Annotated in this window: 8 protein-coding genes; 1 reads left to right on the forward strand and 7 read right to left on the reverse strand. The window is 65.7% G+C overall.

What is annotated here, in order from left to right; translation table 11 throughout:
• Nucleotide 1 precedes the first annotated feature (1 nt).
• Entirely contained in the window at nucleotides 2–694 is a 693-nt protein-coding gene (locus GX444_20010) for a spermidine synthase (GenBank protein NLH50867.1), read from the forward strand.
• Here GX444_20010 and GX444_20015 read toward each other — a convergent pair.
• From GX444_20015 to GX444_20045, 7 genes are all read right to left on the reverse strand, one after another.
• Nucleotides 691–1,749, reverse strand: coding sequence for a hypothetical protein (locus tag GX444_20015; protein NLH50868.1), 1,059 nt, complete (start codon nucleotides 1,747–1,749; stop codon nucleotides 691–693). The two genes, GX444_20010 and GX444_20015, sit on opposite strands and share 4 nt — an antisense overlap.
• Nucleotides 1,746–3,602 carry a glycosyltransferase gene (locus GX444_20020; GenBank protein NLH50869.1) on the reverse strand — a complete coding sequence of 619 codons (1,857 nt, stop codon included), beginning with the start codon at nucleotides 3,600–3,602 and terminating at the stop codon, nucleotides 1,746–1,748. The genes GX444_20015 and GX444_20020 overlap by 4 nt, the downstream gene beginning before the upstream one ends.
• 54 nt (nucleotides 3,603–3,656) lie before the next feature.
• Nucleotides 3,657–5,216: a hypothetical protein gene (locus tag GX444_20025; GenBank protein ID NLH50870.1), complete on the reverse strand. Its 1,560-nt coding sequence runs from the start codon at nucleotides 5,214–5,216 to the stop codon at nucleotides 3,657–3,659.
• Nucleotides 5,217–5,219: 3 nt separating this feature from the next.
• On the reverse strand, nucleotides 5,220–7,847 hold the full coding sequence (locus GX444_20030) for a penicillin-binding protein (protein NLH50871.1): 2,628 nt from the start codon (nucleotides 7,845–7,847) through the stop codon (nucleotides 5,220–5,222).
• A 170-nt stretch (nucleotides 7,848–8,017) separates the two neighbouring features.
• Entirely contained in the window at nucleotides 8,018–8,251 is a 234-nt protein-coding gene (locus tag GX444_20035; protein ID NLH50872.1) for a zinc ribbon domain-containing protein, read from the reverse strand.
• 137 nt (nucleotides 8,252–8,388) lie between these two features.
• Nucleotides 8,389–11,166: a hypothetical protein gene (locus GX444_20040; GenBank protein NLH50873.1), complete on the reverse strand. Its 2,778-nt coding sequence runs from the start codon at nucleotides 11,164–11,166 to the stop codon at nucleotides 8,389–8,391.
• A 128-nt stretch (nucleotides 11,167–11,294) separates the two neighbouring features.
• Entirely contained in the window at nucleotides 11,295–12,077 is a 783-nt protein-coding gene (locus tag GX444_20045; GenBank protein NLH50874.1) for a DUF2225 domain-containing protein, read from the reverse strand.
• Nucleotides 12,078–12,154: the final 77 nt, after the last annotated feature.

Consider the following 12,154-nt stretch of genomic DNA (forward strand, 5'->3'; position numbering starts at 1 on the left):
CATGTACGTCGGTTATACGGATATCGATTCCGAGGAAACACCCCTCGGTCTGTTGACCCTCCGCCGCTACGACGCCGAGAACGGCGACGTCGGCTACGAAATCCGCCTGGGCGGCAATTTTCTCATGGCCTCGCACGGCGCGCACAGCGAACAGGCCATGGCGCCCCTGGCCCACGAACGCCTGCAACGACCGGTCGAATCGCTCGCCGTGCTGGTCGGCGGCCTCGGCGCCGGGCACACCTTGCGCGCCATCCTGGCCTTGCCGGGCGTCACCCGAGTGGTGGTCGCCGAGATCGGCGCCAAGGTGGTCGAGTGGAACCGGCTCTATTTCCGCGAGGTCACCGGCGGCGCGGTGGACGATCCGCGCGTCGAGATGCGCATCGCCGACCTGGCCGACGTGCTGCGCGACAGTCCGGCGGCGTTTGATCTGCTGCTGCTGGACGTGGACAACGGGCCGGGCTGGCTGGCCGCGCCGGGCAACGCGGGATTGTACGACCGCGCCGGCGTGGAGACCTGCCGCGACGCGCTGCGCCCCGGCGGCGTGCTGGCCGTCTGGAGCCCGCAACCCAATCCCGTTTTTCTGGAAGCCCTACGGTTGGTTTTCCCGGCCGTCGAGGAATTCGACACCACCGAAATCGGCAAAAAGCTGAACGAGCCGGGCGATACGATCTACCTGGCGGTCCGCCCTCATTAATCATTCGTGACGGTAATCCCCGCTTCCGCGGCGACGAGGCACGCCCGCGCGAGCGCCGCGCGCTGGATTTCGTCCGCCGGCCGCGGTAGCCGCCACTCGAAGCAACCGGCCCGCGCCAGTCGATGTGCCAGCAGCCGTGACGGCTCGGGCGCGTAGCCCAGATCGAGCCGGAACCGCACCGCCAGATCGGCTGCGGCGAGCAACGTCGCGAACTCGTCCAGGCGCCGATGATCGACCGTTCCGGCCGCATCCAGAAAAACGAAGTGGCGCACACCCCACCGTGTCAGGTGATCGCGCATTTCCGCCACCAGCCGCGCCGCCGAACGGGGTCGAGCCGCCGCGCCGCCGGGATTGAAGGCCAACGGCAGCGCCCGGGCCCGGTAAGCGGCCGGATCAAAGTCCTCGTAGGTCGGCGCGGGCATTTGATCGGCCTCGGCCAACGGCGGGCGCGGGCGATACGGCGTACGTCCGGTCGCGCCCGGACAGAGCACACCCGGCAGCGCGGCCGGATCGCGCCGCGCGGCGATCGCCTCGAGCAACGCGACGACGGTGATTTCCGGCGGACCGATCACCAGGGCGTCGGCCGCGATTTCGGCCGACGTCGCGGCGGCCGGCGGTTCGGCCAGGCCCGGGCCGAATAAAAAAAGGAAGCGCGCGGCGTTCTTTTTCAAGCGGCCGGACAGGCGGATCGCCGCCGCGCGATTCTCGGAAACGACATACAGCCCGACGATCGCTTTCTCGGCCCGGTCGATTTCCTCGGCCAACGCCTCGTCCGTCGCCGCGGGAGTCAGCGCCGCCGCGTCGAGCAGCCGGGGCCGATAACCGGCGTGGCGCAGAAATTCCAGTTCGTAGGCCAGTTCCAGCGGCGGCAGATCACGGTCGGCCGGCGGCACGTGAACCAGCAGCACCGCGTCGGCCAGCGGGCCGGACGGTCGGACGCAGCCGCTCAGCAGCTCGTCCTGGCGGCGCAGCAGTTCCCGCGCGCGCGCGGCGATTTCCGGCGCTTGTTGTTGCAGTTCGCGGAGACGTTCCCGCGGTTCGCGGGGGGAGGTCACGTCCGGTCCGTCGGCTCGCCGGCGGCGCGGCCGGAACGCAGCCGTTGCTTGCCGTTGGTCAGCAGGTTGACCGAAAAGAGCCAGACCAGCTTGGGCAGTTTGACGAGTACCACCTCGGCGCGACGCGCCCATTTGCCGCGAAACTTGGCGAAGGGGATCGCCCGCGCGTCGGCCAGTTCGCGCGTCAGCTTTTCGTTTTCGAAGCGGAGCCGGTTGATTTCGACCGACAGCTCGCCGAGGTGCCTGGCTTGCCGCTCGGCCTCGCCGCGCGCCGCCTCGCCCGCGGCGGCGCGTTCGACCAGATCGCTTTCGGTTTGGGCAAGCCGCTCGCGCAGCCGGTCGTTTTCGCGCTCCAGATCGAGCCCGTGCAGCCGGCGTTCCTCGGCCGCGTTCTCCAGCGCGGCGAAGCGGGTTTCGGCCTGCGCCAGCAAGGCGGTCTGTTCGGCGGCCAGCTTTTCCTGGTCGGCCAGTTTCGCGGCCACCTCGCTTTGCAGGCTTTCGGCCTTGTCGCGCCAGCTTTCGAGCAGCGTTTCCTTCTTGCGCAGTTCGTTCTCGAACCAGGTTTCACGCTCGCGGCGTTGTGCTTCCCAGATCTCGGCTTTACGCCGCATTTCCTCGTGCAACTCGCCGATCTTTTCCTTGCCCTCGCGGATTTTTCGATCGGACTCGCTACGGTAGTAATCGCGGAACCCCGCGATCAACGCCGGCGCGGGCGATCGCTTCACCGGGTTATCGACGAACGCCAGCAGCGGGCCGGCGACACGATCCCACGTGTATCGCTCGCGGACCAGCCTTTGCGCGGCCTGGCTCTTGCGGGCCGTTTCCTCGGGGTCGTCGAAGAGGGAAGCGACCGCGGCGCGCACACCCGCGACGTCCCGCGGATCGAGCACCCAGCCGGCGCCCGCCTCGCGGATCGGGCCGGCCAGTTCGCCGTAATCGCCGTAAATCACCGGCAGGCCGCACCACAGGTATTCGAGCGTCCGCGTGGTGATGGCCAATTCGCGCTCGGCGTTGGGCGCGTAAAGGTCGAAGGCCGCCGTCGCCGCCGCGTAATTTTCGAGCAACTCGCCGTGCGGCTTGAGCCCGGGCCAGGCGACGCTCGCCAGCCCGGCCAACTCCGCCGCGTAATCCTTGCCTTGCCCGCGGTTGCCGCCGTAAAGCGGATGATCGGCGACGACCGGCGGTGGACCGACGAACAGAGCCAGTTCGCCGCCGCGCTCGGCCAGCGCTTCCGCCGCGGCGCGCAACCCGGGAAAGGGATCGATCCACGGCCAGGTCAGGCCGCCGAAGACGACCCGCACCCGTTCGCCGGGTTGCCGCGCCGGCAGCGCCGGCGGCATGCCCAGCGGCACCAGCGCCAGCGGCGGACATTGCGGCGACGCGCCCGCCATGAGAAACCACGCCAGGAAGTAAGCCTTCTGCACACGACCCGGACACAGGAGCAGGTCGGCGCGGCCGAGGGTTTCGATCTTGGTCAGCGCGTCCGACAAGTAGTTCGAGCCGGTCTTGAAAGCGTTTTCCAGCGTGAGCGGCCCGTGCAGGTCGATCGCCAGCGGCATGGGCAGGCCGGGGTCGAGGTAGCTGGCCAATCCCCATTGCTCGACCAGCACCACTTGCGGCATCGCCTCGTACACGATCCGGCTCAGGGTTTCGGGTTCGTGCAGGTAGGGGCGATATTCCTCGGGCAGGTCCGGGTGCTTGTCGGCCAGCGCCGCCGGCAGCGAGATCAGCACCTGGTGGCCCGCGCCGCGCAAGGCTTCGACGAGCCCGCGAACGCGCAGTCCGCCGCCCGCCACCGGCGCGCCGGGCAACGGCGGCAATTCGGACGTAATGACCAGTACCGTGCGCTTCATGGCGACCCTTGATCCGGCAATTCGCTTGAGTTTACCGGCAAAGAATACACTTTTTCAGGGAACGAAACCACAAGAAGCCCCGTTTTCGATCACCGTCGTTTCCGGCCGGCGGTAGAGGACCACGCGCACCGGCGCCGGTTCATCGCCGGGCGGCCAGGACCGGTCCTCGACCGCCGCGAAACCGGCTTGTCGCAGGGTTTGCGCGACCAGCGCCGCGCCGCGGTCGACGCCGCGCCAGCCGGTGTGCGTCAACAGCAACGCCGCCGCGCGGCAATTCGTCAGCCGAGGCAACAGCGCCGCCATGTCCTTTTCGCCGGCGATACCCGGCCGGGCACGGACCATCGCCGTCGCGGCCGGCGGCCGCACATCGTCCGGCACGCCCAGCGAGGGGCGGCCCCGGCCGTACCAGCGATAGCCGTCCACCGCGAACCACGCCACGCCCAGCACTACGCCCGCCTCGCCGAGCCGGCCGTCGATCCACCGGCTGGCCGCGCACAAATCCTCGCGGCCCTCGCGCCAGGCGGCCGGCGCGCCGAACAGATTGGCCACCACGACCGCCAACGCCAGCCCGACCGCCCATTGACGCCGCGCCGGAGCGAAGGCCGCCGCCAGCACGACCGCGACCCCGCCCGACAAAATCGCGAAATAGTGAATGGCGATGAACGAGCCCAACGCAAAATGCGCCGTCAACGCCAGGGCAATCGTTCCCCCGATCACGGCGACCAACAGCATGGCCGCCGGCGCCCGCTCCGTTTCGCGACGCAAGCGCCAGACGCCGACCGCGAACAAAAGATAAACCGCCGCCGTCGCCGCCGCGCCCGCGATCGCCGGCCCGATCGCGCGAATCGCCGGATCGATGCCATCCGCCCCGCCCGCCGCCGCGAGAATCTGCGCCACCCGGCGGATCAGGCGATCCGGCGCCGGCGACCAGATTTCCCAACCCTGCCCCAATCCGGCGCGCGCCTGGAAGTACGCCAGCGCCAGGCCGGGAATCAACAACCCGACGGCCGCCATCATCGCCTTGCCGAGCGCCGTGGCTCCCGGCCGCCGCGTCCGCCGGAACAATATCGACCCGACGGCGATCGCCGCGATCAAAGAAAAGAAATAGTAAAACGTGTAACCGCCCAGGGCCGCCAACACCGTTAGGCCGAGCATCCGCCGGCGCGTCGGTTCTTCGAACACCCGCACAACCAGGTAGAGAATCCAGGAACCGAGGCAGGCGGCCAAGGCGTACGACCGCACCAACGACCCCACCAGCAGGCCTTGCGGCGACGTCGCCAACAACGCCAACGCGATCAGGCCGACCCGCTCGCCGGCCAGCCGGCGGCCGAGAAAATAGGCGCCGAGAGCCGCGCCGAGCCACCACAGGGCCGACAGGAATCGCCAACCGATTTCCGGAACGCCGGCGCGGATCAGCAACGCCAGCAGCGCCGGGTACAACGGCGGATGCACGTCGGCCGCCAGCGCCCGGTAGTCGCCGGAACGGGCGAGCAGCGCGGTGAAGACTTCATCGGTGTTGAGGCAGCGGTCGTGGAGTCCGACGATTTGCAGCACCAAACCCAAAATCAAAATGGCGGGCACCCACAACATCCGGGCGGAGGCGCGGGGCGGCATCGCTCATTCCTCGTCGTATTCGATGTCGAAGAAATCGGCCGGGCGCGGGGCGCTGGCGCTGGGCGCGTACTCGGTGGGTTCGGTGCCGGCGATGAAGACTTCCTCGCGGCCCGGCGAATCCGGCCGGGCCAACAAGCCCGTATCCGGATCGATCCGCGCGAACACGATGCCCGCCGGCGCGGCGAAGGGTTCCTTGGTTTCGCCGGTCAACGCGGTCTGCATGAAGTCGATCCAGACCGGCAGCGCCGTCGTGCTGCCCGATTCGCCGCCGCCGAGCGTCTTGCCGCCCTGGTCGTAACCGATCCAGACGCCCGCCAGGATGTGCGGCGAAAAACCGATGAACCAGGCGTCGGCGTAATCGTTGGTCGTGCCGGTCTTGCCCGCCACCATCCGGTCCAGCGCATTGCTCCGGGCGCCCGTGCCCTCGGTGGCCACGCTGTGCATCATGCTGGTCACAATGTAGGAAACCTGCGGCGACAACACCTGGCGGCGGATGATCTTGCCTTCCTCGCGCGCTTGGACAGTGCGGTGGTCGGGTTCCTCCTCGGTCGGCGTGACCTCGGGCGGCGTCGGCGCGGGCGTCGGCGACTGGTCCTTGGCCAGGCCGAAATTTTTCAGGATTTCCGCCAGCCGGTGATCGCGGTCGGGCGCGGCCGTTTCGGGATTTTCCGCCGCCTGGAACTTGGCGTCGTTGTAATTGCGCAGGTCGGGCACGCCGGCGAGCGGCGGCGCGGGTTGGATGTAATTGTCGATCGCCGCCTCCTCGATCACCTGGCCGTCGCGATCGGTCACCTTTTTCACGAAAACCGGATCCATCAACAGACCGCCCGAGGCATACACCGCGTAGGCGTTGATCAACTCGAGCGGCGTCACCTCGTAGGTGCCGATGGCCATCGACAGATCGCCGGTCCGGATGCTGCGGATGCCCAGCCGGTTGGCGAAGCGCACCAGGTAGTCGACGCCGATCGCCTGCGCGACGCGGATGGTCACGGTGTTGATCGATTTGGTCAGGGCCTCGCGCAGCGACATGTAACCGCGGAACTTCCGGTCGTAGTTGGCCGGCCGCCAGTTGTCGGCGAACACCAGCGCCGTATCGGCGAACACGGTGGCGGTGGTCATGCCGGCGTTGACGGCCGCGCCGTAGACGATCGGCTTGAAGGCGCTGCCCGGCTGTCGTTTCGCCTGGACCATGCGGTTGAACTCGCTGTCGTCGAAATTCTTGCCGCCGACCATCGCCAGCACTTGCCGGGTAGCGATATCCATCGCCAGAAACGCGGTTTCGGCGGCGGGCCAGGCGGCCAGCACGTAATCGCCCTCGGCGTTCGCCCGGTAGGTCGCGACGCGATCGCCGGGCCGCAGCAATTGGCCGGGACGGGTCAGGCCCGCGACGGCTTTCGTCTGCCCGCCGCGTTCGACCTTCGTCACCCATTTCATCTCGGCGAACGGAATCCGCACCAGGGGACCGCCCAGATCCACCTTGACCACCCCGGCCACGTCGTCCACCAGCGCCACCAGGCCCTCGCGGACTTCGGTCGGGCCTTTCAAATCGTTGCGCCGCTTCAACTGCTCGGTCGCCTTCGGCCAATCGGTCCGCGCCACGGTTTCGGGAACCACCAGCAGGCCCTGCCGCTTGGCGTGGTTGCGCAGGCCCTTCACCGCCGCCTCGTGCGCCACGCGCTGCAACTTGAGGTCGCAGGTCGTGGTGATGCGCAGGCCGTCCTTCAGCACGCGGTCGACGCCGTATTTTTTCATCAGGTATCGGCGGACGTGTTCGACGAAATGCGGCGCCTTTTCGCGGTTCAGATCGTTCGATTCGTGGATGCGTAGCGGCGTGGCGTCGGCCTGTTTGTATTCCGCGTCGGTCAGGTGGCCGTCCTCGTACATACGCTGCAGGACGTAACGGCGGCGGCCCAGGGCGCGATCCGGGTAGGCGCGCGGATTGTAGCGGCCGGGCGCCTGCACCAGCCCCGCCAGCAAGGCGGCTTCCTCGACCTTCAACTCGCCGACGTTTTTCCCGAAATAGTCGTTCGCCGCGGCCTGGATACCGTAAGAACCCGAGCCGAAATAAATCTGGTTCAGGTAGAGGTAAAGGATTTCGGTTTTCGTCAGCCGGTCCTCGATTCGCTTGGCGAGGATGATTTCGCGCATCTTGCGCGTATAGGTCTTTTCGGGAGTCAGCAGGAGGCTTTTGACGACCTGTTGGGTGATGGTCGAACCTCCCTGCTTGATTTCGCCGGAAGCCAGGTTGGCCCAGGCGGCGCGGAAGATGCTCCAGTAATCCAAGCCCTGGTGCGAGAAAAAGCCCTTGTCCTCGGCCGAGATGAAAGCCTGGATGACCTTCAGCGGCACTTCCTCCACCTTCACCAGGTAGCGGCGTTGGTTTTCCCACATGAATTCGCCGATCAGAACGCCGTTGCGATCGTAGACCTCGCTGACCAGATTCGGCCGGTAATCGGCCAGTTTGTCGATCTTCGGCAAGCCCAAGCTGAGAATGTGGTACATGAAAAACGAAGCGATGACCGTCGCCAACAGGCCGCCCGCCGCGCTGGTGACGACGATATTGAGCAGCACGCGCGACCAATGGCGCGGACCGGGATCCTGGATCCATACCCGTTTTCGCTGCGGCGGCACAAACCTCTCCTTCGGCGCCCTGGGCGCCGTTATTCCAGGCAAAGACTAGCAGGGCGTTGAAACGGGTTCAAGGTAAAGAAAACGCTGGCAAATCCGGCGTTGAAGTCGCCGCGGTGTCAATGGACAAACGAAATCGACCGGCTGCTCTCGGCCTGCCGCCGGGATGGCGGTCAGTCGCGCCGGAACAATCGGCCAAACCAGCCGAAGAACGAAAAAATCATGGAGAAAACCATGGAAAAGACGGACAGAATCGCGCTCAGGCGCCACCATTTTTCCATGGACGACATGCCGGATTGGCTATCCGCCGGCTTGGGCTGCGCCTTGAGCGGCCGCCCGCATTGAGGACAGGTCGGCGCCTGGTCGCTCACTTCCTTGCCGCAATCGGGACACTTCACCAGTGGCATGGTTTCCTCCGTTTCCCGCTGAGTTGATGAAAGGCTTTCCCGCCGTTTATAGCGAATCCGCAGAACCGTTTTTTATTTCATGCCTCGCCCGGCGGAACGTCAAGCGAGACCTCGCCGCGATCCTCGTTTCCGCCGCCTCAACACCCGCAACCGGAATCGTTGTCGTCGTCATCGTCGCCGGTTCCGCTCCCGGCGGAATCGTCGTTGTCGTCGTTATCGTTGTTATCGTCGTTATCGTCGTTGTCATCGTTGTCATCGTCGGCGCTCGTATCGTCGTCGGCGGTGTCGTCGTCCGCGGACTCCTGCACCGTCAGCGCGCCGGCCAGGGAACCGTCGCCGAAATCATTGCCGACCGTCAGATCGTATTTTCCCAGCGGGGCGTCGGCCGGGATCGTCAGATCGAAGGCGATGGTCTCCGCATCGGGCGTGGTGAAGTCGTCCGTTTCCAACGAGAATTCATTCTGGTTCAACGTCCAAAACAGGCCGCTGCCGGCAAACCCGCTTCCCTGGATCGTGAACGAAACCGTTTCGCCCGGCGCCGCCACGGACGGGGTCAGGGAGAGGGGCCGGGGAATCGGCGTGAGGAACAGCAGGGCCGTGCCGCCGTGGCGCGCCACCAGGCCATCACGCTCGGCCCCGAACAGCGGATCGGCGATATCGTCCCCGTCGAGATCGATCAACATCGCCTGCCGACCGAGCATCATCCATTGCCGGGCCCCCTCAAACCGCCAAACGGCATCGACCTCCGGGTCGAGACTTTGGGGCCAGTTGGGCGATCCGAAAAACAGATATGCCTTGCCTGCGACGTCGCCCGCGTCGGTGCGCGCCCAGGGTTGGGTAACCAGCAGGTCCAGTCGACCGCTCTGGTTGACCTCGCCCGCGGCGAGCCGCCAGCCGAGGCGCGCGAATTTTTCGTCGCCTTGGATCAAACCCGCATCGGCAAAATCGCCGAGCGATTGTTCGCCGGCCAGCCAATCCATGTCGAGCACGTAAACCGTTCCCGCCTGGAGCAGATTGCCGACCGCGCGCGTCGGCGCGGCCACGGCCAGCAGATCGCGTTCGTCGCCCGCGAAAGGCCCGGCCGCCATCGCCGAGCCGGCTTTGTCGAATTGCGCCTCGCCCGTCAGCGTGAAGCCGGGCGTATCCGGCAACCCGCCGGTGAAATCGTAGCCGTACAATTTTCCGACCGCCTGGTCTTCACCGTTGTCCGCGCCGGGCGCGCCGACCAGCAGCCACCGGCCGCCGGCCCCGCGATCGACGAAGCCGATCGCATACCCGAACCAATCGTAACCGGCCGCGCCGACCGCCTGCCAATCGGCGTTGTCGGCGGTGAGGTTCGTCATCGGCCACGACGCATCGGCGAAAAAGACAATCGCCTGGCCGCGTTGCCGGTCGGTGAACTCGCCGTACGGCGAGCCGATCAGCAAGTCGGCGAACCCGTCGCCGTCGAGATCGCCGCTCGCCAGCGAATAGCCGAGATTGTGATGAAAGGCCGTGCCGTCGATAGTCAGATCCGGCTGGGCGGACAAGCCGCCGGCGCCGCCGAAATAAACCAGCACGCGGCCCTCGAAGCCCAGGTCCTCGCCGCCCACGGTCGGCGCCGAAACGGCCAGGTCGTCGCGTCCGTCGGCGTTGAGGTCGACGACGGCCAGCGCCCAGCCGAAGCGGCCGATCGGATCGGCGCCGGTCAATATCAAATCGGCATCGGCCGTTGCCAAATCGCCCGACCAGCTTTTCCGACCGTTGTAAAGATAAACCGCGCCGAGCTGCGGCTGCCCGGCCTCGCCGTAACCGGGAGCGCCGATGGCCAGATCGCCTCTGCCGTCACCGTCGAAATCGCCGTCGGCGAAACTTTTACCCAGGTAGCTGTAGGGTCGATCGGTCGTGAATTCGAGGTCGGGCGTTTCCTTTTCGCGCCCCGGACCGGCGGTTTTTTCCAACATCGCCGGCAACACTTCGGCTTGAAAGAGCACGCCGCGCGGCGTCTTTTCGGCGCGAATCGTCAGCAGCCCCTGGCGCAACAGCCAAAGGCCGGCTTCCACGTCGGCCGGCGTCGGGCCGGCGTCGCCGGAATGCATCGCCGCGGTTTCGCGTTCCCGGTCGGGGACACCGTTTTCGAGATACCCGATGTACTTTTGCCACTCGCGCTCCACTTGAATCGCCATGCCGTCGAGCCCGCTGACGAAATAATCCTGGTATTCCTCCACCAGGAACGGCGAATCCTTGGCGTATTGCGGAAACAGGAAGCGGCCGCCGATTTTGTTGCCCAGCGCGCCGAGCAACAGAATGTAAACCCGCTGCCGCAACACCTCGACGGTTACGGTGTCGAAACCCTGGTTTTCATAAACCGCGACGATATCCTCGAGCGGGAAATACCAGTCGAGCACCAGCCAATCGAGGTCGCGCTCGTGGCTGTCGACGAACTCGCCGCCCGCGTCGGCGATCGAATGCGCCGCGCTCCAATCGCCGTGGGTTTCCTGGTTGCTGATCTCGTCGATGAAGCCCTCCGCGACGCCGCTCATGCCGTGCCAGTCGATATCGGCGATCGAGTGCGAAATCGCGCCGAACAGAAAGGCCACGGTCCGCTTGGTTTCCTCGTTCCAGGGTTGCGGATAGGTATCGTGAATGTGTTGGGCGAAAGCCTCGAGAAACGGCGCCCAGTGGGCGGCTTCGGATTCGTCCGGATAGCCGAACGAGTAGCCCCAATCCGGGAACGGCGATCCGGCCTGATAGGCTTCCGGGTGATCGCTCAGGTATTGCGCGTATTCCGGATGATCCGCGGCGGCGAAATAGTGAACGGCGCGGACCGTCGTTTCGCAGTGGGTGGACATGCCGCACGGCCAGGCGGACGGCGCATTTGTTAACACGACCGCCGCCAACAACCCCAAGATCCAGACGATTCGAGTGAATCTCATCTGCCAGCGCTCCTCGATTGCCGAAATCCAATTAAATGTATGGATCACCGGCCGGAAACACAAATCGTTACAAAAATCCAACCGGGGCGGAGAAAAACGCTGTTTTTCACGAAAAAGAAAGCCGCCGCTCAGTTGTCGTCGTAGGCGTACGCCCGGGCCTTCTGGCGGATGATCATCTCGTCCAGCCATTCCGGCTTGTTTTTCATTTTGGCCGCGTCCTCGAAGTTGCGGATGGCCGCGCTGAATTTGCCGTTGCGGCGGTACAGATCGCCGATCAAATACTTCACCTGCGAGGACTCGGAAAGCGGGAACTGCGCCTTTTCCAACGCGCGATCCAGGTACTTGATGGCCTGCTTGCGCAACGCCCGCTCGCGATCGCGCTCGGCTTCGCCGTAATACAGGCCGCGCATCGTGTAGGTCGCCCGCAGATAGGCGTTGCCGATGTCCTTATCCGGCAGGCCGCGCCAGAGGTAGATCTGCGCCAGGATTTCGTAACGGTCCCAGGGTTCGAGCTTTTTCAGATCGAACATTTTCGGGAGCTTTTTTTTGATCTTCTCCACCACTTTGAGCGGCAGCGGCTGTTTCAGGTTCGGCGGAAAATCGTCGAGATAGCCGGTATAGCCGGTGCGCGGATCGGTGGCGATCAGTTTCTGGTAATAGGTTTCGGAAGCATTCAGGTAGCAGAAATCGGTATCGACGCCCAAGGTCGAAAACGCCTCGATCCGCCAACCTTCCACCGGTCCGTTGTCGATCGGGCTGACCAGGGCCACCTTTTCGGCCGGCACTTGAACCTGCTCGACCGGCGGCGCGGGCGATGCTTCGGGAGTCGGCGCCGCGGCATCATCCTCCGCCCAGGCGTTGACCATCCACAACCAGCTCAAACAGACCAACAAGAAAATCGTTTTCCGCATTCGTTTCACTCCCAAGCGCGATTCGCGGCCGGCCAAGACCTGCGGGTTGCCGCCATTTTGCACCGCCGGGGCCGGCA

Source organism: Myxococcales bacterium, from assembly GCA_012517325.1.
In the GTDB taxonomy this organism is placed as follows: Bacteria; Lernaellota; Lernaellaia; order Lernaellales; family Lernaellaceae; genus JAAYVF01.

What these genes read in the sequence shown, in the direction of transcription:
- GX444_20035 (NLH50872.1), bottom strand. Translation starts at nt 8,251, where the DNA reads ATGCCACTGGTGAAGTGTCCCGATTGCGGCAAGGAAGTGAGCGACCAG.
- GX444_20020 (NLH50869.1), bottom strand. Translation starts at nt 3,602, where the DNA reads ATGAAGCGCACGGTACTGGTCATTACGTCCGAATTGCCGCCGTTGCCC.
- GX444_20025 (NLH50870.1), bottom strand. Translation starts at nt 5,216, where the DNA reads ATGCCGCCCCGCGCCTCCGCCCGGATGTTGTGGGTGCCCGCCATTTTG.
- GX444_20045 (NLH50874.1), bottom strand. Translation starts at nt 12,077, where the DNA reads ATGCGGAAAACGATTTTCTTGTTGGTCTGTTTGAGCTGGTTGTGGATG.
- GX444_20010 (NLH50867.1), top strand. Translation starts at nt 2, where the DNA reads ATGTACGTCGGTTATACGGATATCGATTCCGAGGAAACACCCCTCGGT.
- GX444_20040 (NLH50873.1), bottom strand. Translation starts at nt 11,166, where the DNA reads ATGAGATTCACTCGAATCGTCTGGATCTTGGGGTTGTTGGCGGCGGTC.